Origin of the sequence: Nocardia sp. NPDC050799 (assembly GCF_040654015.1) — a bacterium.
GTDB lineage: Bacteria > Actinomycetota > Actinomycetes > Mycobacteriales > Mycobacteriaceae > Nocardia.
The window spans coordinates 1-24,609 of record NZ_JBFAHF010000039.1; the positions used below are offsets into that span (position 1 = coordinate 1).

Genomic DNA, 24,609 nt, shown 5'->3' on the forward strand with positions numbered 1-24,609 from the left:
CAAACCACCACGCGCCACCGCACCGAACCGCAGATGCACACCCTCCACCCGCGGCGAATACACGAAGATCTCGTACTTCGGCCGCGGCTGCGGCAACAGGGTGATGGACTGCGGATCGAATTTGAGGGAGAGGTGCGCGGGCGGTTCGCCCTCGCCGTCGCGCCGGAAGTAGTTCGTGCGCAGGGTCGCGGTGACCACATCGAGCACCGCGCGCAGCACCCGGTCGGTGTCGAGGCTGACCACCGCGTCGATTTCGGCTTCCAGCCATTCCGCGATACCCGCGGCCGAATCGGCGTCGCCGTCCGGATCGAAATACGCCTCGAACAGGCGCACGAATCCGCGGGACATATCCGGATTGGCCAGCAGCACCCGGGTGATACCGGCGGCGCCGTAGGAGAATCCGGCCTGCTTCAGATATTTCGCGTAGGCACGCAGCACCACGACCTGACGCCAGTGCAGGCCGGCCCGCAGAATCAATTCGTTGAGCGTATCGACCTCGGCGACACCGAACCACATGGCTTCGAATGCCGCGGTGAATCTCTGTGCGATTCCCTGGGCGCCGGGGCTTTCGGGCTGATCGAGGTCGGCCTCCAGCTCGGGGTCCAATTGGGTCCGTAGCACGGCCGAGACCACGCGTAAGCGGAAGTCGTAGATCCAGTCCGAACGGTCACCGTCGGATTCCAGCTGATAGGGCCGTTCGTCCACGACCTCGACGCCGAGGCTGTGCAGCACCGGGAGAACCCGGCTCAGCGAAACACCCTCGCCCGCGGCGTAGAGCGTGAATCGCCACTCACCCGGCGGCGCCTCGGCCGTGCGGTACAGCGCGGTCCGGAAACGCGCCGACCCCAGTTCGTCCGGATCAATCCGGAATCGCATCGGCGAAACTGTGTCCTGCATTGTCGTCACCGTGATCCGCGCCTTTCCGCTTCGGTTTCGAACTTCTTCACCAGGCACTCTACGCGTCTAATGTGCCGTTGTATAGCGGTACGTTACGCGTGTGTAAACAGTCACCGGAATCGGCGCGCCGGGAAGAAAGCACACCGATGAGATGTTCGCCACGACACGGCCGCTGGATGGCCGCACTACGGATGCAGCAACCCGGACCGGATCAGAAAGGTACGCGCGCCCGCGCTGTCGGTGAAAGCACCGGTGTCCACCCGCAGGCCCGACTGCGTGTCGGCGTACCAGATCGCCGCGGAGGCGCTGATCGCCGCGAACACCTCACCGTCGGACACGACGATGCCACCGGCGGAGCGCCACTGCGCCACCGCCTGGACCAGAGCACCGGGCGCGGCGGTCTGCACCTGGAACGCCAGCTGACGCCCCCCGGTGATCTCCCCCATCAACAACGGGCTCCCGGCGTCGAGTACGCAGCTCTGGACACCGTCGGTCTCGTCGTGCGGACGGCAGGACGCGGTGCGCAACGGCCCGGGCAGGGCCGATACGGCGTCGGTCGCCGCAACGGGGCCTCCCCCACCGAAACCCGACGGCCCGGTGAGCGGCGGACCTGCCAGCGTGCAGGATTTCACCATCAGAAAAGCGAGCACCAGCAGAACCGCCACCGCTATCCCGCCGGCCGCGCGCCATTGCCATTTCGGGTGGTGTTTCCTGACTACGGTTTCCGCTTCGTCGACCAGATGGGAACGGAGGAATCCGAGCACCCCGTGCGGGTGCCGGTCGTGCCGAGTGTGCTCATGGTGCTCGGGGTCCCGATGCTCCGGCTCGGCCTTCCCGTGATTGCCGTGGTGCCCGTGCCTATCCGGTATCGCCTGCGCCCCGGACCAGCCGCTCATCTCGGCCAGATGTCCGGCTGCCATACCGTGCTGGGCCACCGGCGCCGCGGGACGGTCGTGCCCGGCCGGTGGTACGGGCAGAGGCGCACCGCAATTCGTACACGCCGAGACCCCGGCGGCCGCGGAATGACCGCAGTATTGGCATCGCACCGTCATCGCCGCGCTCCATCTGCCATGACCGGCCTCACTGCCCGGTGATGACGATCGAGGAGATGGCCACGGTGTTGGCCGATGTGTCGCCACTGGATTTCAATACGGTGAGCGTGATCTCCGACGCTTCGATCGGCGGCTCGATCTGCGTCACCACCAGCGACCGCTGATCCAGCGTCTCCTGGGTGTAGGTGGTCTTGTCGTCGTCGTTCAACTGGTAGGAGACACGGCTGACGGTGCGGAATTTCGTCCACTGATCGGTGCCGTCGGTGCCCACATGGTCCCAGCCGGGCACGATGGCGATCGAGTCGATCTCGTACTTCTTGCCCAGATCGATCCGCAGCACCTGCCCGTCGATCTTGTACGCGCGGGGGCACGACCAGGCCTTATCGGGTTCGCCGGAGAAAGCGTCCATACCGTCGGTGCCGCCGGCCGGGCACTTCGACTCCGCCGACTCCGGTTCGATGGTGCCGCCGCCGGACGGCGCGGTGGGCTGGGGCACCGGCTGAGTGGGCGCCGGAGTGACGGCCAGCGGCTGGGTGTCCGCCTCCTCCTTGCCCCCCGTCACCACCAGCAGCACCACGATCAGCAGCGCGACCACCGCCGCGACCGCCAGCGCGACCCGCGGTTTGCGCAGCTGCTCGACGACCTCGCGGGCCATTTCCTGCGGGGACTGCCGTTCGGGACGGGCAGGTTCGGGGTCGGCCGCCCGCTGGGCCTCGGCCTCGGGCGGGGCCGTCGAGTTCAACCGATCCGACACCCGCTCGGCATTGTCCGAGGCAAACGACGAGCCCCGGGTATCGGGCAACTGTCCACTGAGCAGCGCGTTGATCCGCTCGCTCGCCGAAGGTCCGGCCGTCGATCGACGCGGCCGCGATACCGCGGGATCGGAATCGGGTTCGACCGGAGTCGAGCGGACCCCCACCGGCGGTGGAGTCTCGTCGATAGGAGCCGACGCCGCACGCGCCCGGGGGGCCGGGGCGAGTAGCGATTCGTCGAAGGCGATTTCGGGAGCAGCCGGGCTGGAAACCGGCGCCACTTCGGGCGCGGGGGACGCCGCTTCGGGCGCGTTCCCCGTGAGCCCGAAAGCCGGATCCGACAGCAGCGCATCCAGAATCGCACCTCGATTGCGGAGAAATACGTCTCCGGAATCCGCATCGGGCATAGCCGGAATGGTATCGGCTATGAACCCGCGCACGACGCCATCACTCCCACCATTGGGAACCCGATCGGGTCACGCGAACCGCCCGCGCAGCGTTCTCCGCGACCCGGCTCAGCGAGTCTTCTCCGCCGTCACGAAATATTCGGGCGGTACATCGAACACCCGCGCCAGCGCGATGATCAGGTCCAGTCGGGGGATGGCGTCGCCGTGGATCAACCGGTACAGACCGGACTGCGAGACCGGTACATCCGGATAGGCGAGTTCCAGGTGCTGGGCAAGCGAATACAAGGTCAGCCCACGGGTCGAGCCGTCTTCGGTGGACACGACAGATTCGGCGATCAGTTCCGACAGTCGGCTGGAGAAGATCGCCGCGGCGGCCTGCCGTGGTGTCTGCTCCTGCGCACCGTCCGGGTTGTCGAATCTGCCACTGTCAAATTCGGGATCCGCTACCACGGTCATCGAGATTACCTGCTCTGTCCTACTCACCGGGCCGGATATCCCTGAGGCCGGGTCACCGGGACGGTCCGTTCGGAATTACCGTACGGCGGGGCCACCGTCGGCGGTCGATCGCTGTGATCGAGATAGCGGGTCTCGCCGCGTGGTTCTACCAGGTTCACCCGGACGGTGCGCATCGGGATCCGTACATCCAGCTGTGCTTCGCCGACCTGTTCGATCGACAGATCCACCGACCCGCGACGCGGGCTGCCCGGGTCGCTGATCGAGACGGTGGTCGGCGCCGCGGACGCCTGCGGCGGCAGTTGGTCGAAGACCGTGATGGTGGCGCCCGCGCCCGGCTCCTCGTCACCTTCCTCGACCAATCGCAGCGATCTGGCGTCGCCGACCGCGCTCACCAGATGCTGCCAGCGCTGCGGCCGGCTGGTGTGGACCTCGATATCGGCACCGACCACGGTCGCGCGCAGCACCAACTGCTGCGCGATGGGGAGCATCGCCTGCACATCGACCGTGCGGCGACGCGGATTGTAGGGGGCGGGATCGAAGAGCGGCATGGCGAGCTGATGGCGCGTCTGACCGCTGATCGCGCCCAGAATCTGACCGTTGGGTCCGATCGGGACGGCGAGCCCCGCACTCAACTCCTCGGGCGCCTCCTCGACGGTGTTCTCGTCCCGGGTCAACTCACGCAGCGAGATTCCGGTGGGCAGGGTCGACCGGAGCGCCACCGACTGACGGCCGGGCAATCGGCGTAGATAATCGGGCAGCGCTTCGGTCATGGCCGGGCCGATGTAGCGTACGACGGCCCTGGGCCGGTCCGCCCCGGAAAGGCTGACCACGAGCGTGGTGCGCCCGCTGTTCCAGGTCCAGCAGTCGTCCAGGCCGGAATCGTCGAGCTGTGTCCAGTCGATACCGAAACTCGTGACGAAACGTCCGGGCACCGAGGTCTTCAGGCGGTCCCACTGTTCGGTCAGATCACCGAGCTCCGCACCGGTGTGCAGCAACCGGGTCGCCTCCAGCAGGGCCGCCGCCGGGAGCGGATGGGCCGCCACGCCCCGCTCCCGCAACCGGCCCGCGATCCGGTGCGCCGCAGTGGCCAGGGTGCGCGGCGCCACCACCGCACACGGTCCACGTTTGGCCAGAGCTCGTAGATTGCGTTCCTGGTCCAACCGGAGAACCAGCCAGGTCAGCCGGTTTCCGACCACGGGATGGGACCCGATCAGCTGGTCGTAGAGCATGCTGTAGCTGCCGGCCGCCCGCACCCGTTGACCGGTGGTCACGATATCGATGTCGATACCGATGCCGTAATGGTCGAGCATCGGTAGCAGGCTCTCCACCGAGACGGTGTCCTCGGTGTAGATGGTCTGTTCGGCGATCACCGTCGGCAGGTCGAGGTTCGGCGCCAGCTGGATCATGGCGACGAGCACGTCGCCGTCCTCCGCGATACCGCAGAGTCCGGCGGCGACATCGATATCGCGTACCGGAAGCGGCGCGGTGAGCAGTTTCGCCCGGCCCGATCTACCGGTCCGGAAGTCGAGCCAATCGATGAACCATCGCACCGGCGTCCGGCCCCGGATCCGTACGACCACCGTGAGCAGCAACCCGGCGACGATCGATGCGGCACCCCACAGCGGTAGATACGAGGACAATCCGGCCATCACCACACTGCCTCCGATCGCCATCACTGCGAACGGGCCGCGTTCCACCCCGGCGACCCGGCGGTCCGGGGCACGGACGGCCCGTTCCGCGGTAATCGTCACTGCCGCTGCCTCCGCCACGAGTTCACGCCGTAGGTTGTCGCCGCGCCGATCAGCACCGCCGCGATGATCACGATCGCCGCGGTGATACCGGGTTTGGCGTCCGGTGGCCGGGGCGGCGGCGGCAACTCCAGATCACCGGCCTGGAACAGGCCCTCCGGAGGTTCGGGTGGCGTCCGGTAGCTGAGCGCCGCCACCGGATCGATGAAGCCCGCACCCACCTCGTTGTCGATACCGCGCGCCGGGGCGTGCGCGCTCGCGGTGAGCCGGGCGGTGATCTGCGCGGGGGTTTCGTTCGGGTATCGCGAGCGCACCAGCGCCGCGACCCCGGCGGTATACGCCGCGGCGAAGGAGGAACCAGCGACAGGGACGAGTTTGTCGGGTGGCCCGATGCCGTTGATCAGGCCGATCGATCCCGGCCCCAGCGATTCGATGCCGGTGCCGGGCGCCGCCACGGATACCCAGGGACCCAGCAGGGATTGATCGGTGGCCCCACCGTAGGCGGTCGTGTATCCCACCGTCAGCACGGACTCGCCGAAAACCCCCGGAAGCGACGCCGTTTTGACGTACTTCCAATTCCGCGGGTCGCCGGGCCGTCCGGGATCGAAGCCCGGATTCTGGGAACAGCCCATGCTGTTGGCATTTCCGGCCCCGGCCACGATGAGTGACCCCCGCGTGTGCACGGCGTAGCCGACCGCCTCGGCCAAGACGCCCAGATCTACGCCCGAATCCGCCGGCAGGCACACCGGCAGCGGAACCGCGATGATGCCCGCGCCGAGATTCGCCGCATGGGTGATCGCGCGGGACAGGGTCCGCACTTCCAGTGCCATCCGCGCCCGCTCATCACCTATACTGCGCTCCGGCCGGAACGACTCGGACCGATAGCGAATAGAAATGATACGTGCGTCCGGCGCCACACCGGTGAATCCATCCGCGGGATCGGCCGTGGCGCCGATTATCCCGGCGATCAGGGTGCCGTGCGCATCGCAGTCCTGGAGTCCGTCGCCGCCGCCCGCGACATAGTCACCGCCGGCCACCACATTGGGCAGCCGCGGATGCGGGGAGACGCCGGTATCCACTACGGCGACGGTGACCCCGAGACCACGACTGAGGGGCCGGGCGTCGGCCAGGTTCAGGGCCAATTCCGACGGCGGTGTCCGGGAGACGTCCGTATCTTTCAGGACGCCGGTCGACAGGCAGGTGCTCTCCTGCTTGGTTGGCACTTCCGGGGCCGGTGGACCGTCCGGCGGGGCCACCCCGACCACCACCTCTGGCGGCACCAGGGCTGCCGCGGGCGCAGCCGTTGCGCCCAGCAGGACAGCAGCCAGGGCTGCCGCGGCAGCCCTGCTCAGGCGAAGCGCCATCAGATCCCTCGCATGGCGGTGTACACACCCATGATCCAGAAGGCGATCACCGGCACGATGAGGATCAGCGCGTACTCGATGAGGTCGGTGATCCGGCGGGTGACGGGAGTCAGCCGCTTTCCGGGCAGGCGCAGCGCCGCGGCCAGCGCGCCGCATGCGATCAGCGCGACCACCAGCACGACGACGACCCGCGCGAACGATGTCTCGTACGCGGTCACGAGTACGGCCGCCACACCGAGCACGGTGACCGCGGACCCGAGCACCAGGGCGATCGCCTGAACACGATCGGGGTACCACCGGGATCGCATGGCCAGGATCCCGGCCACCGCGGCTGCCATCACGATCTCCCGGATTCCGCCCGGGCTGACCGCCGCGCAGATCACCGTGGCCACCGACAGCAACCCGGAAACGGCCACGATGAGACCCCGCAGGCTGGTGACCGCGAGCCGCGCCCGGCTCTCGATGCCCGCCTCCGCGGTGCGGCGGGACTCCTCGGCAGCCGCGGCAACCGAGGCATCCTGCTCCACATCGCGGTGGGTTTCCGCGTCGAAGAGATCGGTCAGGGTGGCCGGGTTCACCTCGTTGCCCGGGTCGGGCAGATCGGGAGGGCGGATCTTGGCGATCACCACGGCGATACGGGGCGCCGTGGTGAGCAATATCAGCCCCACGAAGACCGCGGCGCCCGCCACCTGGCGAGTCACCAGGTCGAAGTAGGCCAGCGGCAGCACGATGGCGGTCACCACGATGCCGAGCACGGCAATGCTCATCAGGGTGGCGATACCACTGCCCGTCAACCGCATCATGGCCATGGCGGCAACAGCGGTGACGACCGCGCCGGCCACGAGATTGGCCGGCGCGAAGGGCCCCGGCTCGCCGTAGGCGGGGGGCACCAGCATGGCGCTACCCGCGAAGAGCAGCGGGATCGCGGCCAGTCCCGCGCCCAGCGAAATCCGGCGGGCCGCACCACTACCGCGGATCGCCACCGCTGCCGCCCAGCACAGCGCGCCGAGCAGCAGCGCGGGCAATCCACACCACAGCAGCGAACCGGACTGGGTCCATGCCCACGACAGCATGGTCGCCAGCCCGACCGCTCCGGCACCGAAGACACCCAACCCCACGATCGCGGCGGTATCGGCATCGAACTCGGCGAATTCACGTTCGTTGATCAGTGCCAGCGCATCGGTGATGTCCTCGACGACCGGGGTGAAGACCTCCGACGACTCCACCGGTGCCAGCATGAGCACCGTCCCGTCGACGATGTCGTGGTCACCGAGACTGCGCCAGCGCGGAATCGGCGGTTCGCCCGGCCGCGCCAGACTCCACTGGCCGTGGGGCGGAGTGAAATCGACCTCCTCGTCACCGATCGCATTGGCGAGTACCGCGACCAGGTCGTCGATGAAGGTCTCGACGGTGAACTTGGTCGGCACGACCACATCCACCTGGTAGGTGGCGACCATGACAGCGATACGCGCCCGCGCCACCTCCGCAGGTGCGGCGTCGCCGGACGGAGCGGCCGGCGCCGTCTGCACAGACGTCACCGCATACCTCCGCGGTCGCCGCCGGAGGGCTCCGCGACATAACCGGGGAAGTCGTCGGCCAGGCCGGCCGCCAGGTTCTCGAAGGCCAACGCGGTCTCCCTGTCCAACATGCGCAGATCGATCTCGCCGCCTTCGGCGAGATGGGGATCGAACGGGATCTGAACGGTGGGACGTTGCGCCGAGGCGAACAGCTTCTCGATGGCCTCGATGTCGACCGTGGGTTTCACGGGATGCTGCCGCACGATGGCCACCATGGAGGCAGCGATCAGATGATCGAAGCCGTGCGAACTCAACCAGTTCAGGGTCGCGACGGCTCCGGTCACCCCGCCGACGGTCGCGGGTGTCACGACCACCACCGCGTCACTGGTACGCAGCACAGTGTTGGTCGACGAATCGAGCACACCGGTTCCACAGTCGACCACGAGCAGATTGTAATGGCGACGCAGAATTTCCACACCGCTCTGATATTCGGCACCGGTCAGCGCCTCCCCCGCGTCCGTACTCCATGGCGACGCCACCACTGCGAGGTCGGCCGTATTGACGGCCGTGTAGGAGTGCACGGCCGAGAACGAGTCCAGGCGGCCGCCGGCCTGCGCGAGATCACGCAGGGTCAGACCGAACTGGTGACGTGTGGTGCGACTGGACAGATCACCGAAATCCGGGTTCGCGTCGATGGCGATCACCCGGTCCGGCCGCAGCTTGGCGAAGGTGGATCCGAGCCCGGCGGCAGTCGTGGTCCGGCCGACGCCGCCCTTCACGCTCACCACCGCGATCTGATACGGCGCGGTGAGTTGACGGCGGATCCGGGTGCGCCGGTTCTCGGCCTCCTGTTCGGCCGGTGAGAGGCCGAGGTTGAAACCGACCTTGTTCAGGGCGCCACGGACACCCTTGTTCGAACGCAGATGTGCCTGGCGTACCGCGGCGATCTCGGCGAGTAGTTCCGCGGAGGCCAGGGCGGGCGGAAGCACCTCGATACGCCCGGTGCCCTCATAGGCCGGTCGGTGGATCCGGTCCGGCACCCGGGATGCGTCGGCGGCCTGCTGCGGAGCCGCCGCTTGGGCGCCCGGGACCGGGGAGTAGCCGGCGTAGGACTGCTGTGACCCGGCGTACCCGGCAGGGGTGGTGGAGTATCCGCTCGTAGGCGCGGATTGCGTGGGAGCGGTGTACGGCGGCGCGGCCGGAGATGGCCCCGCGACCGGCGGTGACGTCCAGGTGTCCGACGCGCCCGCACTCTGTTCCGGCGACGCGACCGGGGGGCCGGCGGGGGGCGGCGCCGCTACGCCCTGGGCACCCTGCTGCTGCCGGCGTGCGATGGCCTGCTGTTCTTCGGCGGCCGCCTGCTGGTGCGCCGTGGCCGCGCGCTGTCGCAGGTCAGCGAGTTCGCCGTCGTCCACAGCGGGCGCCTCGGGTGGGGGGCCGGTGGGCGGTGGCGGCGCGACCGCGGCCTGCGGGGCACCGGCCGATGGCGATTCGGTCGACGACCCCGGCACCGGAGGGTGCGGTACGGCCGAACTCATCTGATCGGTCCCCGATTCCGGTGCTGTGGTCGGCCCGGGCCCAGCGGCCGCGGATGAGATTTCAGGAGGGCCGGAAGTGCTCGCGGCCGTGGCCGCTCCACTACCGGGATGTTCGTCGAGCTGCGCGAAGTAGGCGTCGTAACCGCCTTTGGCGAGCGCGGCGGTCGCGTCGCCGTTCGTTGTCGGTGCCCGGTTCATCTCACCGTCCTCTCATCCAGCACTGGAACGTCAACCGGTACGTGCGGTATCGAACCAGCTACGGCCGGGCAGCAGCTCGGCCAGAGTGTTGATACCACTGTGCAGGGCAGCGTGGTCGCCCGGACGGAAGGTCGACCGGGTCCGGCCGTCCAACGTGACGCTCGGTGTGATCACGAACCGCCCCGAAAACGTATCCAGCACATGCATACAGATTTTGAAGTCAGGTGTTTCAGGCCCGCCGTCCCTGTGTTCGATCATGAGGACTTCTGCCTGACGAACGATCTCGCCCAAGGCCCGGGTGAGCACGTTCGCGGTCCGGGGTGTGGCGCCCAGATCACGGAGACCCGCCCTGACTCCGTCCGCGTCCTGCGGCGGATCAAACTCCTCGAGGTCGCTGTCGGACCGGGTGAACGGCTCGAAATCCAGTGCCGGGTAGTCACCGAGGACCGTTTCCAGTGCCGCGGTGAGCGTGTCCAGCTGCCGGCCCTGGTGGAAAACCGACTGGATCACAACTTCGTCGTCACAGCGCACGGCGAGTACATGTCGCTCCCCACGGCGTACCAGGGATGCACGCAGCATGGTCGGAATCTCGCCACCGCGTCCGTTGTCGAGGACTCGGATGGCCAGCTCGGTATCCGGTCGTTCGAGGCACCGCAACCACCCGGCCAGCACCGGATTCACCTCGCCGTCGGAGATGATTCCGCCGGCGGCGAGCTGTTCCACGACGGCGGCCCGGACCCGATCGCGGTCGGAGATCCGGTAGATATTCGGCATGATCGCCAGAACCAGCGGAAAAGTGTCGATGCCGACCATGTCCTTCAGGACAAGGGCGGCATCGACATTCAGATCCACCGAGACCGGATCGTCGGATTCCACCGCCGCCGATGCTGCGCTCATCGACGCGTGGTCGGTCAATTCGGCACTCGCCTCCTCACACGTAGCCCTCGAACAGTTTGGCGACGTTCGTATCCGCATCAGCGATCATCTGGGCGGCACCGGAGGTCGCTCCCTTCAGTTGCGTGATGGTGCCCCTATAGGCGTCGAGCCGCTTCTCCAGCTCCTGCGCCGTGCCATAATAGCTATCAGCGCCTTTACCATTAAAGGCGGTCATCAATGCATCTTTGATTCGCGTGAGGTCTACCAGATTTTCTTCCATATCTGCGATAATGGCTTGCACCATTTCCATATTGGTGTCGATTACACCATTATTGGTAAGGATAGGCTTGCTCATCTAATTCAACCTTTCCGGTATGAATAAATAATGTGTTACGTGACAGAGGATCAGAACTCTGTATTGACCTTGGGGTTGGCGATCATATATTGAGCCACACCAGAGGAATTGACCTGACCGTCGACACCGCCGGCACCAATCGAGTCGAGGCCGGAATTCATCCTGCTCATCACCGCATTGAGCGCATCGGCGTCTTGCTGAGCGAACTGCGAATTCGCATTGACGATGCCCTCGACGATCTGCTCATGGAACCGCGCGACTGCGTCGCCGGCCTTGACCGTTTCGGTGAAACTGTTGTTGACCGCATCGCCGGCCCGCCCCTTGAAGGCGCCGACCAGCTCCGACTGCACAGCCTTGAGTTTTCCGAGCAGAGCCTGATGCCTCTGGGCCGGCCCGTCCGACTGTTTGACGAAATTCAACAGGGCTTCTTCACTTGCCTCAGTTACTCCCGGCTGACTTCCGGGCCAGCTGGGAACGGCGCTTGCAGCCATGATGTGCTTCCTTCCAATACTTCAGCGTACCCCGGTCAACTCACCGGGCGTTGTATCCATTGTCCGTCTTCGGTCTCTTCATCGAGCCGATCCAGTACTCCCACGAGTGAGGAGTCGGCGAGCGAGTCGTTATCGACCTCGTCGTCTTGATATTCGATGACACCGATCACCGGCGGCAGCGCCAGCTCCGGAGCCTCCAATTGCTCGCCGGGGGTGAAAACCTTCCCCGTTCGAGTCTCCTCGTCCCGGCGACGCCGCCGCATTCGCGCGGTCGGTGCCGATACCCGCCTCGCCGCACCGCGGACCGGGGCCGACGGGGCCGTGGCGGGGTTGGCGGCGCCGAAAGCGGTGCCCGACGCGGGATTCCAGTTGCCGGGCAACCGGAAGCCCGTTGCCGCGCCCGACATGGAACCGATACCCCCACCGGCCATTCCGAAGCCGACCAGCGCACCGCCGCCACCGAGGGCGATAAGCGTCGACGAACCCGCGGAAACACCCGGCAGCGGACTCGAATACGACGACTCCGTGCCGTAGCCGGTAGACCCCGAATCGAGTACGGATTCGGATCCGATCGGCTGCTGAGGATCGGTGAGCGACTGCTCCGGTCCCGACGACCCCGGATCCGTTCCGTCCCCACCGCTCCCCGAGTCCGGACCACCGGAGTCCGAGCCACCCGGATTCGAATCGCCTCCGGATTCGGTCCCGTTGCCGGTGTGCTGCGGAGTATCGGTGGTCGTCGTCGTGGGCTTGTCTCCGGGGTAGTGCGGGCTGTCGGGGCCCTTGGTGATCAGATCCTTCAGCGGGGTCACCGGATCGTGCCCCACCGGCGGGACCGAACCAGGGCCCGGTACGACGATCGGGGGAGGTGGCGTGAGCGTGCTCGCCACCCCGACCATATCGACGAGCAGACCCAGAGCTCCTATTTCATAGCCCATCATCGTCGCGGCGGCCTGGATCTTGAGTCGGTTGTACTCGAGCTCCGCCATGGCGTGCCACGCGGTCGCGCCCGCGAAAACCAGAAGGGCGGCGGCGGAGGCAGGTCCGGCTCCCGCGGAGGCGACCGTGCCGGAGGACGCCATCAGGGCAGCCGAGGCGGCCAGCTGCGCCATGGCGGCCTCGATCTCGAACCGCGACGGCATCGCCGCGAGGGCGCTGTTGTGCAGCTGCGCCCCTTGATCGGCCAGCCTGGCGACCTGTCCAGCGTGTCCTGCCTGTTCACGCACCCACTGGTTGTGCTTACCGAATGCCGCCTGCGCGCGCTGGGAACTCACTCCGCTGGGCCACGCGGCGCGCATGTTCTGGATCAGGCCGTCCGTATTGGCCGCCGTCATTTCGAGCGCACTGTCGATCGCACTGTAGGCCTGGGAAGCTCTGGTCAGTGGCGCCGCCCCGGCCCCGGAATCGATCAGATCTCGATTCTGCAGCGGCTCCAGGGCAAAATATTCGAAGAACGGCATAGCATTCCTGCTCCGAATCGGTTACCGGTCAGCCGCCGCGCACCGAGCCGGCAATAGAGCCACCGACCGCCGACACCTCCGCGCTGCCGACCGCATCGGTGGACGTGAAGGTCGCCGAGACAGGTCCGAGACTGGATGCGAAGAGACCGCTTTCGGCATTGCAGGCCGCGAGGTAGGCGTTCAATACGGCATCGACGACACCGAAACCTACCGTCATATAGACGCCCGGGGCACAGGCCACCGAAGGTTCCGGCACCGTAAACGCTGACACCGATTGCAGAAACGAGGCCAGGCTGGATCCCTGGGCACTCACTGCCGCGCCGATGCCCGGAAGCTCTCCAGGGTTGACTTCGAAGGGGATCATCGATAACTCCGATCGATAAGCGTCCGTGCTCGTTGCCGGTCTGCGCAACAGAGCGGTACATGAAGTACGCTAAGCCATTCCCAATTGTGGGGAGTCCCACTCATCGGCCGCGCGCGGAGGCTATTCGGGGATCCAGGCGGACTGCACGAGATCCTTGGTCGACGTCAGCGGCTCCACCAGAATCCCCCGGCCCAGCGGCTGTTTGGTGGGCTTGACATCGCCGATGAGCATACCGTCCATCTTGGTCCCGTCCATGATCAGGCCCGAGGAATTGAGGTTCTTCACCTGCCCGAGGACGCTGTCGTACATGGCCGAATCCGCCTGGGCGATATTGCGGGCGGCGATCAGATGGAAACCTGTGTCGCGGCCGTCCACGATCAGTTCTTTCAGTACATCCAGCGGATTCATCTGCCCGCGCTGGGCGACCATGTGGTAGTCGTCGACCACCACGAAGATCTCCGGCCCACTCCACCAGGACCGCTCTTTGAGCTGCTGGGACGTCACTTCGTCCGGCGGCCGGCGCGTCCGCACCTTCTCGGCGACAGCCGGTAGATTCTCCACCAGATCGCGGCCACTGGTCAGGTAGCCGACCAGCATTTCCTGCGGCAACGCGTCCATATGCTGGCGGCGATAGTCGATCAGCAGTACTCGTGCCTCGTCCTTGGTGAACCGTGTCCGGATGGATTCCAGGATCGACGCCAGCACGGTCGATTTTCCGCAACCGGTCGAGCCGAGGATCACGAAATGGGTGGAGACGCCGAAGTCGATGACGGCCGGCCCCAGATCGGATTCACGGACACCGAACGGAACCGCAAGGCGTTCGGCCAGATTCGTGGGCTGCGGGACCCGGGCCAGGATTTGCGACATCGTCACCTGGGCCGGAAGCAGCCGGACCTCGGGCGCCTGCCTGCCCGCGTAGGTCTGGCTCACCTGGGCTATCGCCGCACTCAACCCCGCAGCCGCGGTCTCGGCGTCACCGTTGCCGTCGGTGCGGGGCAGCGCCGTGAGCATATGGAGAGCGTCGGCCGAGATGCAGCGGCCGGGACGATTCGGTGGCACCGCGGCCACCACGGCACGGTGGGCGTTGAACGCGGTATCGGTCAGGTCACCCAGACGCATCTCCAGGCGTGTCTGGATCAGATCCTTGAGGGCGGGCCGGATCGCGGCCCAGCGGGAACTACTGATCACCAGGTGCACACCGTAGTTGAGTCCTTGCAGGGCAACGGACTCCATGGTCGGCATGTACTCGTCGTAGTACGGGCCGTTGACGGCGAAACCGATGTCCCAGCCGTCCACGACCACGAAAACATCGCCGTGCTCGTCGCCGTAGGACGACAACTCGGCCGCGCCCGCGGGGGTGGCGCGGCGCCGCCGGAATTCACGCATGGAATCGATACCGAGGTGATCGAACAGTGCCTGCCGGGAGGCGATCAGATTACGGATCAGTGCGAAGGTCCGCCGGATCCGGTCCACGTCCCGCGCCGCGGCCACCGAGCCCACATGGGGCAGCGCGCGCATCGCGGACAGGCCACCGGAGAAGTCGAAGCAGTAGAACTGCACCTGCTCCGGGGTATGGGTCAGCGCGGCCGACAGGATCAGAGTCTGCAGAGCAGTGGATTTACCCGACTGCGGACCGCCCACGACGGCGACGTGGCCGCCCGCACCGGAGAGGTCCACCGACCAGACATCCTGGCGCTGCTGACGCGGTTTGTCGATGATCGCCCACGGCAGTACGAGCGTGCCGGCTTCGGCCGCGGCGGTGAGCCGGTCCAGCGTGGGCGGAACGCCCAGTGGCGGCAGCCACATCTTGTGCGCGGGGCGGCCGTGCCGCGCGAATTGCTGCAGCACGGTCTCCATCACGCTCACCGGTTCGCTGTCGGTGTCCTCCGGTTCGGGCGCTCGCACAGCCGCCGCCACCACCGGCGCCGGACGTGATTCGGCGATGAAGGCGGCCGTGAACCGTTGCGGCGGTTTGTATCCGCCGCCGGGCCGGCGGGCGCGCTGCGCGCTGGAAGCGGTTGCCTGCGCGGGCGCGGTATACGGCCCGCCGACATAGGCCGCCTGGAATCGCTGCAGATCGCCCGCACCCACCCGTAGATACCCGGAACCCGGTTTCTTCGGCAGGTGGTATGCGTCCGCGGTGCCGATGGCGTCACGGGAGTCGCTGGTCTGGTTGGTGCGCAGTGCGATCCGGTAGGACAGATGCGCTTCGAGCTCACCCATCCGGTTGGCCGGCACCTTCTGCGAGGACAGCAGCAGGTGGATACGCAGCGAGCGGCCCAGACGGCCGATCGCGACGAACAACTTCGAGAAGCTCGGATGCTGCTCCAGTAGTTCGGCGAACTCGTCGAGGATGATCACGAGCGTGGGCAAGGGCTCCAGCCGCGCGCCCTGCTCTCGTGCCTTCTCGTAGTCGGCGACGCTGGCGAAGTTCCCCGCGTCACGCAGGATGCGCTGACGGCGGGCCATCTCGCCGTTGATCACGTCTTCCATACGAGTGACGAGATCGGCCTCCTCCTCCATATTGGTGACCACCGCGGTCACATGGGAGAGCCGGTCGAAACCGAGAAAGGTGGCACCACCTTTGAAGTCGACGAGCAGCAGGTTGAGCACGTCCGGGGAATGCTCGGCGATCGCGGAGAGCACCAGGGTGCGCAGGAACTCCGACTTACCCGACCCGGTGGCGCCGATACACATTCCGTGCGGGCCCATGCCCTCCTCGGCGGATTCCTTGATATCCAGGCGCACCGCCTGACCGGTGGGGTCGTGGCCGAACGGGATGTTCAGCCGGTTGCGATCGGCGTCGCGGCGCACCGGCCACTGCCGGTCCACCCGGATATTGCCCGGATCGGAAATGCCGACCATATCTTCCCAGGAGGTGCTGCCACTGGCCTGTTCCGCGGCCACCGCCTCCACCACGGTGGACAACCGATACGGTGACAGGGTCCGCCCCACCGCGGTGGCCTGCGGGATCGACATGTTGTCGGCGGTACCGACCAACCGGCTACCGCGTGGTGTCAACTCCTGGAGGGTGCGGTCCGCGGCGACGGTGAATTTCAGCGACCGTGGCAGTGACTGCTCGGACTCACCGAGCCGCAACCAGGTACAGCCGTCGATACCCGAGATGTCGCGGTCGGTGTTCGCGCCACCGGATTCCACGACCAGCACGTAGTGCGATTTATCCAGCGCCGGCTCGTTGTTCGCCGAAAACGGGCCGCGGTTGAGCCCGGCGAGTACCTTGGTCCGCAGTTCGGCCACGGTCCGGTACACCATGCGGCTCGATCCGATAGCGTCGGTTTCCGCGGGGTGCTGGGTATGCGGCAGCCATTTCAACCACTCCCATTGCGGGTCGTCCGGATTGTTGAGCACCGCCGCCACCGCCACCTGGTCCGGCCCGTGCAGGACTACGATCTCGGCCAGCATGGCCCGGACCAGACCCGCCACCGCGTCGGCGTCGCCGTCCAGGCCGACCAGCGGCGCCGACAGCAGATTGATCGCGACCGGCATTCCGCCGACTGTGGAATAGGCCTTCGCGAATCGGGTCAGCTCGACCACACCGACGGGGTCCAGGTCCGAGGTGGGCGCCGCCTCCGGAACGATGACCCGGACCTGGTTCGCGATCCGCCCCCGCCCCATCCGCACGCGCAGGAACTGGGGATTGGCGACCTGCACCTCCCACATCCGCTTACCGCCGACGAGACGACCCAGACCGGCCGGGCCGGGGTGGGTGTAGGAGAGGTAGTTGTAGAGTTCGGTCTCGGCCTCGTGCACCGTTTTCCGGTTGTCGGTGATCGAGCGCAGATAGTCTTTGCGTTCCTCGTTCAGACCCGCCGCGGTGCTGTTGGTTCCTCCGCCACCACCCAGCTGCCCCCCGAGCATGCCGAACATCGACACGATCATCATCATGGGAAACATCAGCATCATCGGCGACATGGCCCGGCCGCCGGAGAACATCATCGCCATCATGCCGACCATGGCGCACACCATGATTACGGGCATGATCATCTTGATCTTGGACATCGGCACCGGACGGGGCAGCTCGGTCGGCGGCTGCAGCCGGAGTTCGGTGACGGCGGGAGCCTTGGGTCCGCGCACCATCCGGGCCGGCCGGACGAAACGGCGCGTCGCGGTCATTTGTTCCCCGTCATCTGCACACCGCTCATATTCGGCGGTATCCCGTCGTGTTGGATCATGGCGTCGCCGACCGAGAGCGTCGGACCTACGGCGAACAGCGAGACGATGCTCCACGGTGCCGGGACGGGGTCACGCAGCGCCAGTGCGGTGAGCGACGGATCCTTCCCGCCACCCTTCATATCCGCATCGATGCCGTAGCGGACACCGCTGTCGGATATCCAGAACAGCGATTCACGCAACGGCGAGCCGGGCTCGGCGCCGGTGACCTGCACGAATTTGCCCGAGGTACGGGGCAGGTAAGCGTAATCCGCGGTCGTGCCGCCCGAGTAGGGCGCGGTGACCAATCCGACGGTGCGGCCCTGTTCCTGTTTCGTCAACGGCAGCTGCCGGCCGAAGAGCAACCGGGTATGCGCATCCGGATCGGTACCCGTACGCTCCCAGTGGTAGCAGGTGATCAGGTCACGAATGGGATCGAGGATTTCGACCGACTCGGCCGGATAGGTCGCGGTGCCCGGCCAATCGCCGGGACGAAGGTTGGCCGCCGCCACATCCGGCCCGATCGTTGTCGTCGCGACCGCACCATGTGAGTTCGCGTTGCGCACGATGGATGCCAGCACCCCGCTGACCCGCACCAGCCCGGAATTGGACACCAGATAGTAGGTGGCCGGCTGATTCGGCGTGGCGACCGTGACGATGGACCCGACCACCGCGTCGAGCGCCGGTTTCAGCGTCGTGGGGGTACCGGAGCCGGGAACGTCCGGCACCCGGATCGGCGCGACCTCGGGTATCGCCCCGAGGAGTCCGGGCGACGCGGCGGCCACCTGCGCATGGCTGTCGATCCCGAGGGCCAGCATCACCGGTGAATCGGAGAGATTGATCTCGGCGCGGACCACGCCCTGTTGCGGATCGGAGTACACGAGCCAGGTCGCTTCCTCACCGCGGAGCAGCCGGGCCTGGCGGCCGCTCAGTTCGTGCACGGCATCGTCGTCGACGGTGAGCGGCCCGGCGATGGCGGTGGTGAGCACCGCCGAACGCAATAGTGTCGGCAGGCCGGTCTTCTGGTCGACCGGTGCCGCGGCACCGGTTCGGGCGGTGTCACAGACCGTCCATTCGGAATCCTTCTCCGCCTCGTCGTTGATCTGCCCGGGCGCACCGGGTATTCCGACCCACGGGCCACGCGGATACTTCGCGAGCTCGGACTGCGATACCTCCACCGGTTTGGCCGGCTGTCCCACGATCAGGCGGGCCGAGGTGAGGTTGAGGGCGGGATGCAGGCGTTCACCGAGCTTGACATACAGCGCGCCGCTGTCCTTCTCCGCGAGGATCGGTGAGTCCCCTACCGGTTTCGCGGGTTTGAAGAACGCCAGTACCGCGGCTCCGGCGATCCCCACACAGGCCAGCGCCACCCCGACCGCCAGCGCGGTGGACCGGCCGCGGGAGGGGTCGTCGATCATCGAGGCATCGCGACGGACCAGGGCATGCTCGATCCGGTGTAGCAGAAACCGCCAACCCGAAACCTGGTGCTTGGTCACCACCCGGAAGCGTGCCACCGGTATACGTTCCTTCCGCCGACCTCGGCCACAACCTAACGCGCACGCCCGAACCGACCAATCCCCAGAATTGGGAACAGTCGGCCGGGAGGGCGTCGGGCGCTACTTTCCGACCGGCGCCAACCCCTGCAGCGCGGCGGTGATATCGAAGGCGTCGATGGTCATCAGTTCTTCGTCGGTGAGCGCGGCGATATCCACATTGTCACGAGTGAACCGGAAATCCCGTTCCGCCTCGGCGGCCTCCACGACATTGCGCACGAAGCGACCGTTACCGGCGAGGTCGATGAGGCGACGGCCGTTCCTGCTTTCCTCCGACATCATCGTGCAGCGGTCGCGCAGGACCTCCCGTGCCTGATCCGACAGGATCGAATCCTTCTTGCCGGCGATGTGATCGGCGATCTGGACGAGCTCGCCCGGGTCGTAGCTGGGGAACCGGACCCGCTTGGTGAAACGTGACGACAGACCTTCGTTCGACTGCAGGAACCTGTCGATCTCGGCCTCGTAACCGGCGATGATCACGACCAACTTACTCCGGTCGTTCTCCATCCGGGCCAGCAGCGTATCGACTGCTTCCTTACCGAAGGCATCGCCGCCGGACAGGCCCTCCTGGATCAGGGTGTAGGCCTCGTCGATGAAGAGCACGCCACCGAGCGCGGAGTCGATCAGCGCATTGGTCTTGGGTGCGGTATGGCCGAGATGGGTGCCGACCATATCGTTACGCGATGCCTCGATGACCTCGGCGTTCTCGACCACGCCGAGCCCGGCGAAGATCTTGGCGATAACCCGCGCGATGGTGGTCTTACCGGTACCGGGCGGCCCGGAGAAAATGAGGTGATTCGAGCGCGAGTCGACCGCCAGGCCGCGCTTGGCCCGGACCTGGTCCATCAGCACACCGGATTTGAGCCGATCCACCTGTTCCTTGACCGAGTCCATGCCGATCTGCGACTGCAGCAGCTTGGATGCCTCTTCCAGCAGTTCGTCGCGTTCTGCCTTGGCCGCGCTCGCCGCCACTTCGGCGGGATCGTCACCGGATTTGGGATCCCAGATATCGATCCGGGAGGCGATCACGGCCGGAGTGGTGACCTCGAGCCGGAAATTCTTGTCGCGCACCGCCTGCTGCCAGTCCGGCCGGTTGGGCCACAGACCCGACCCCTGCAGGCCCTTGAGGATCTTGTCGGCCGCGTCGTGCTCGCCGTTGTGCCGCAGGATCATCCCGAGCAGATAGTGCGCATCGGCCCAAATATAGGAAAGACTCCCGGACTGACTGTCCTCCACGATCCGCTGCGCCCGCGGCATCGCCTCCCCGAACCTGCCGAGATGCGCCAGCGCACTGGCCGCCATCAGCTCGGCGGCGATATCGAGCAGACCGTCCTCGAGTACGGTTTTCGCGGCACGGGCGGTGAGCACATCGGGCCAGCGCCCGGTCCGGTAGAACAGGGCGATCCGCGCGAAATCGGCGACATCGTCACCGCGCACCTCGTCCAGAATCGCGGCCGCTTCCTGCCATTCGCCTCCGTCGGCGTACGCACACGCCTGCGCGATGGCGATCTGGTCGCGATCGGCCATCGCGACCCGCAGGCCGAAGACACCTATTTCGACCTGGCACCACAGCGCCCGGTCCACCAGGCCGGCACGCTGCTGATCGCGGTAGAGATTATGCGAGGAGCGGTAAGCGCCGTAGATGACCTCGGACGTGACCTCCCCCGCCATGGCTCGTCCCAGCCATGCGTCGCACATATCCGGATCGATATCCGTGGCCGCCGTGAACGCCGCGCGGGCGTGCTCTTCGTTGCGCACCCCACCGGCGACCAATCCCAAACTCTGCACGCCCGTGTAGAACGCGTCCTCGGCCGCTGACAACTCGGACTTCCCTTCCGCCGACCCTCGCCTGCTGGCAGGGTAAGCCACCCGAGGGCGACAGTAGGCGGCGGGTATTTCCCGGCACTGGGAAGTAGGCTCGCGAAACGCGGTCGCCGGTCGAGTATTCGGCGCCCGAATCGGGCGGCGGGCCGACGCGAGCGGCAATACGGACGAAAGCCGCAAAACCCAATCAAGCATGTTCCCATCAGGGAACGAGCCGTAATCCAGCGATAAAGTACCAGCCGGTTTCGTGCCGGACCCTAGTACCGCGCCGTCGCAAACAGCCGGAGACGACCTACCGATCGCGCTGGCGATTGCATGAAACAGCTTGACACCGCCTACTTTCAACGTCGGCAGCGACAGCGTCGGGCGGCAACCCTCCCGCTATTGGAACCGGACAAAATTCCCCCTCCTGATAATAGTGCCGTTGTTGAACGGCACATCGTTTGTAGCTATAGTTGGCGGCAGGTCACCAGTTCCCTCATCCCTGATGACCTACTCCGCGGCGGCCGATGGAAACAGCGAGCCATCGGCCGCCGCACCCGCAGGGGGCCTGATCGAGCGAAAATCGAGTGCGCTCCGGGCTACGCAGTAACCGCCCGGTCGAGGCGGCTGCGAGGGTACGCAGATCTGTTCACCCGCGCGGCGGCGGACCTTCGTCCGTGCGAGCCGGCGCGGACACCACCGGCCCGCCGGTCTCCAGTTGCTGCGCTCGACCCGCCGATTCCTGCGCGGCGCCGTCTTTCCCTCCGGTGCCGTCCTTCCGATCCCGGTCGGCCGGTACGACGGGCGGTGGCGCATCCCCCTCCGCCGCCACGGCGGGAATCGCCGGCTCGGCGCGAATCGCCGGCTCCGCGCGCTCGGCCGGCTTACCCCACGGCGTCCGCGCCGGCGTGGACGTCGCGGCCGGTCGAGCCGACCACGGGTTCTGCCGGGCGGCCCGGCGCCGCCGACCGCCCGCGGTACGGCCCGGCTTGTCGCCCTCGGTCCCACGGCGGCGACCACGTCCCCCGGGTGCGGTATTCCCGGAGCCGGCGGGCGATCCGCCCGGCGCGGGCGACTGACGATTCCACGGACTGGCCGGGCCGCCGCCGCTTCCGGTCGACGCACTCCCGGGATCACCGATTCGGCCGGGCGGAACACTTGTGGCTTCCGCGCCCCGGGCCGAATCCGCACCACCCGAACTGCCCCCCTGCGCCGGTTGCTCGGCCCGGCCTCCCACGTCGCCCGGGTTCGCGCCCACCGTATCGTCGCCGGACGACACCGGCGACCGGGTGGCGGCGGAATCCGGCTCCTGGCCGCCCACGACCGGTGGCCGTTCACCACGGGACTCCGCCGATTGCCCGTCGACCGCGGGACTCTCGACGGTGGGGCCGGGGGTCCGCAGATCCCCGGTCTGCCCCGGTCCGCTTCCGGCGCTCGCGCCCGGCACACCACTCTGCCCGGCAGAGTCCGGGCCCGCCGCGGGAGAGCCCGTCGTACTCTGCGGCGGAGCCTCCGCCGCCGGGGACCTGTCGTCGGCGCGAGCAGGCGCTCCCGCGTCCTGGTCGGGCACTGCACCGGCGGTGGTTCCGGGTATCCAGTTCCGCGGGGTAGCCGCCACTTCCTGCGGCACCTGCTGAACCGGTGCGCCCGCAACCGGGCTGTTCGAGGGTCCGCCCGACTCGGTCACCGGAGCACTCGCACCGGGCAGGCCGACCGGCGTCGTGAAATCGAGGGCGGCGACACCGTTGGCGAACTTCTCCGCGTGTTTCATGATGTCGTCCGCGTGGTCGTCGAGGACCTGGGCGTAGCGACGCACCTCGTCGGGATCGATGTACACGACGTCGCTGCGGCCGGTGTCGACGCCCAGCAGATCGGCAGTGGTGTTGTAGACCACGCCGTTGATCATGTCCGCGACCGCGTCCTCGAGCGGCTCGATGGCCTTACCCAGTACCTCGGCCACGATGTAGCCGATGAGCATCTCCTCCATGGCCTTGACCAGACGCCGGGCCGCAAGTGAAATGGACTGACTCAGCGCCACAGAGGCCCCCGAAGTCACCACGGTGGCCGCCATCGCCGCGGTATAGGCTGCGGCCAGCACCACGAGCTCGGTCAGTACCGCCACCTTCACCACGGTGATCACTTCGGCCGCGATCTCCAGCGCCGTCGCCACAGCCCGGCACAGCTCGTCCAGCCTTTCCATATGCGACGAACTCAAGCTCGCCCAGGACGCCACCAGCGCGCGATACGACTGCCCCTGGTAAACCGATCCCATGTCGGTGATCGCGCCGGTCGCCGCGCCGTGGGTCCCAGCGACCTCGTCGGCGAAAGTGCGGACGTGACCCGCCAGTTCCCGAACCTGGTCCTCGTTGATATCCGGATACGGGACGCCGATGAAGTTCAGGAACATCGCCACTTCGTGTGGTATCTCGATAGCCAAAGGCGAGAGTTCCGCTCAGACGATTCAGACGACCCGTACCACGACAGCACTGGGCGGCATGGGCGAATAGGTAACCGTGGCACCGGAATAGGGCGCCTCGATCACCATACCGTTGCCGGCGGCGAGTTGAACGTGTTCCGGCCCACGAGAGCTGAACGACGAAGCCGGGAACACCAGATCACCGGCGCGCACCTCACGGGGATCGATCCGTTCACCGGCGTAGATTTGATCGTAGGTGGTCCGCGGCAGGACCACCTCGCCGTTCGTGGCCTGTGCGATGGCGTACTGGGTCAGCCCGGAGCAGTCGAAACCGCCCCCGCTGGGCCCGCCGGCGCCACCGCCACCCCAGATATAGGGCAGGCCGAGCGCGCCGTCGGCAGCCTGCGCCGCCCGCCCGCCTCGGGTCTTGTCCCAGTTGCGGCGTATACCGCGCCGGGTGGGCTGATTCACAGTCTGTTGCCCGGAAACCATGCGGGGTCGCCGCCGTCGCCTCTTCCGGGGCGGGGGCACCGCTTTTCGAGTGCGCTCGGCGAGCGCCACCGGCGGCATTATCTGAGCCGCTTGTCTGCGTGCCGCGTCGATATCGGCATTCACCTGCCTGGTCGCGTTCGTGATGGTCTGCTGAGCCGAATCGAGTAGGGCCGGGCCGCTGAACCGGGTGTCACCGATAGTGGTGATGGCCTGGATCCGCGCCTGGAGATCGGAGATCTGACTGCTCAGCAACCCGCGCCCGTTCAGCGTCCCGGCCCCCGACTCACCGACGGTCTTGGTGACGACACCGTCCCGCCCGTACTGTGTGTCGAGCACCGTACGCTGGATTCCCAGCGCGTCACCGTAGCCGCGGGCACCCCCGCCGGACAGCCGGGACAGGTCCGCCGCCATGGATTGCGCAAGCAGGGCGGCCGCGCGTTCGGACGGCTGCCCGGCTCCGTACAGCCCGAGCAGCTCGCGCAACACACCGTGCACATCGTCGGTCAGTGCCGGCATGCGATCAGCTCATCATCGCTCATCGCACCGACTTACCTCTCTGCCCCAGCACCCCGGGCAATTCCTCGGCAATCAAGCCTATGTTGTCCGTTCGACTATGCGACAACACGCGGATGAACGACATTCCTCCTATTCCCATCTCTAGGAAGACAACACAATGAAGAAGACATCACGGGAGGCGACG

General features: G+C 67.0%; 18 protein-coding genes. All 18 read right to left on the reverse strand.

The window, feature by feature from the left end; all coding sequences use genetic code 11:
• A partial coding sequence (locus tag AB0H42_RS29795; protein WP_357062164.1) for an NAD-glutamate dehydrogenase domain-containing protein occupies positions 1 to 876 on the reverse strand: 876 nt, incomplete at its 3' end.
• 206 nt (positions 877 to 1,082) lie between these two features.
• Entirely contained in the window at positions 1,083 to 1,949 is an 867-nt protein-coding gene (locus tag AB0H42_RS29800) for a zinc ribbon domain-containing protein (protein WP_357062166.1), read from the reverse strand.
• A 28-nt stretch (positions 1,950 to 1,977) separates the two neighbouring features.
• Positions 1,978 to 3,108 carry a discoidin domain-containing protein gene (locus AB0H42_RS29805; RefSeq protein ID WP_357062167.1) on the reverse strand — a complete coding sequence of 377 codons (1,131 nt, stop codon included), beginning with the start codon at positions 3,106 to 3,108 and terminating at the stop codon, positions 1,978 to 1,980.
• A 108-nt stretch (positions 3,109 to 3,216) separates the two neighbouring features.
• Positions 3,217 to 3,564: a helix-turn-helix transcriptional regulator gene (locus AB0H42_RS29810; protein ID WP_030525335.1), complete on the reverse strand. Its 348-nt coding sequence runs from the start codon at positions 3,562 to 3,564 to the stop codon at positions 3,217 to 3,219.
• Positions 3,565 to 3,587: 23 nt separating this feature from the next.
• The gene (gene eccE / locus AB0H42_RS29815) at positions 3,588 to 5,315 is read right to left on the reverse strand and encodes a type VII secretion protein EccE (RefSeq protein WP_357062170.1); all 1,728 of its coding nucleotides are present in this window, start codon (positions 5,313 to 5,315) and stop codon (positions 3,588 to 3,590) included.
• On the reverse strand, positions 5,312 to 6,676 hold the full coding sequence (mycP, locus tag AB0H42_RS29820; RefSeq protein WP_357062172.1) for a type VII secretion-associated serine protease mycosin: 1,365 nt from the start codon (positions 6,674 to 6,676) through the stop codon (positions 5,312 to 5,314). Before mycP ends, eccE begins: the two co-directional genes overlap by 4 nt.
• On the reverse strand, positions 6,676 to 8,214 hold the full coding sequence (eccD, locus tag AB0H42_RS29825) for a type VII secretion integral membrane protein EccD (RefSeq protein WP_357062175.1): 1,539 nt from the start codon (positions 8,212 to 8,214) through the stop codon (positions 6,676 to 6,678). Before eccD ends, mycP begins: the two co-directional genes overlap by 1 nt.
• Complete coding sequence (locus tag AB0H42_RS29830) at positions 8,211 to 9,929, reverse strand: MinD/ParA family protein (protein WP_357062177.1); 1,719 nt, start codon at positions 9,927 to 9,929, stop codon at positions 8,211 to 8,213. The genes eccD and AB0H42_RS29830 overlap by 4 nt, the downstream gene beginning before the upstream one ends.
• A 30-nt stretch (positions 9,930 to 9,959) precedes the next feature.
• Positions 9,960 to 10,826, reverse strand: a complete 867-nt coding sequence (locus AB0H42_RS29835; RefSeq protein ID WP_357062179.1) for an ESX secretion-associated protein EspG — start codon at positions 10,824 to 10,826, stop codon at positions 9,960 to 9,962.
• A gap of 34 nt (positions 10,827 to 10,860) precedes the next feature.
• Entirely contained in the window at positions 10,861 to 11,160 is a 300-nt protein-coding gene (locus AB0H42_RS29840; protein ID WP_357062182.1) for a hypothetical protein, read from the reverse strand.
• A gap of 50 nt (positions 11,161 to 11,210) precedes the next feature.
• Positions 11,211 to 11,651: a hypothetical protein gene (locus AB0H42_RS29845; protein WP_357062185.1), complete on the reverse strand. Its 441-nt coding sequence runs from the start codon at positions 11,649 to 11,651 to the stop codon at positions 11,211 to 11,213.
• Between the two features lie 35 nt (positions 11,652 to 11,686).
• On the reverse strand, positions 11,687 to 13,108 hold the full coding sequence (locus tag AB0H42_RS29850; RefSeq protein ID WP_357062187.1) for a PPE domain-containing protein: 1,422 nt from the start codon (positions 13,106 to 13,108) through the stop codon (positions 11,687 to 11,689).
• Positions 13,109 to 13,136: 28 nt separating this feature from the next.
• Positions 13,137 to 13,472 carry a hypothetical protein gene (locus AB0H42_RS29855; protein WP_357062190.1) on the reverse strand — a complete coding sequence of 112 codons (336 nt, stop codon included), beginning with the start codon at positions 13,470 to 13,472 and terminating at the stop codon, positions 13,137 to 13,139.
• A 120-nt stretch (positions 13,473 to 13,592) separates the two neighbouring features.
• Positions 13,593 to 17,606, reverse strand: a complete 4,014-nt coding sequence (eccCa, locus tag AB0H42_RS29860; protein ID WP_357062192.1) for a type VII secretion protein EccCa — start codon at positions 17,604 to 17,606, stop codon at positions 13,593 to 13,595.
• Positions 17,603 to 19,156, reverse strand: a complete 1,554-nt coding sequence (gene eccB, locus AB0H42_RS29865) for a type VII secretion protein EccB (protein ID WP_357062194.1) — start codon at positions 19,154 to 19,156, stop codon at positions 17,603 to 17,605. The genes eccCa and eccB overlap by 4 nt, the downstream gene beginning before the upstream one ends.
• Before the next feature lie 102 nt (positions 19,157 to 19,258).
• A complete protein-coding gene (eccA, locus tag AB0H42_RS29870; RefSeq protein WP_357062197.1) occupies positions 19,259 to 21,016 on the reverse strand; it encodes a type VII secretion AAA-ATPase EccA in 1,758 nt (585 codons plus the stop codon).
• Between the two features lie 634 nt (positions 21,017 to 21,650).
• Positions 21,651 to 23,438, reverse strand: coding sequence for a hypothetical protein (locus AB0H42_RS29875; protein WP_357062199.1), 1,788 nt, complete (start codon positions 23,436 to 23,438; stop codon positions 21,651 to 21,653).
• A gap of 24 nt (positions 23,439 to 23,462) precedes the next feature.
• Positions 23,463 to 24,425, reverse strand: coding sequence for an NlpC/P60 family protein (locus AB0H42_RS29880; RefSeq protein ID WP_357062201.1), 963 nt, complete (start codon positions 24,423 to 24,425; stop codon positions 23,463 to 23,465).
• Between the last annotated feature and the right edge of the window lie 184 nt (positions 24,426 to 24,609).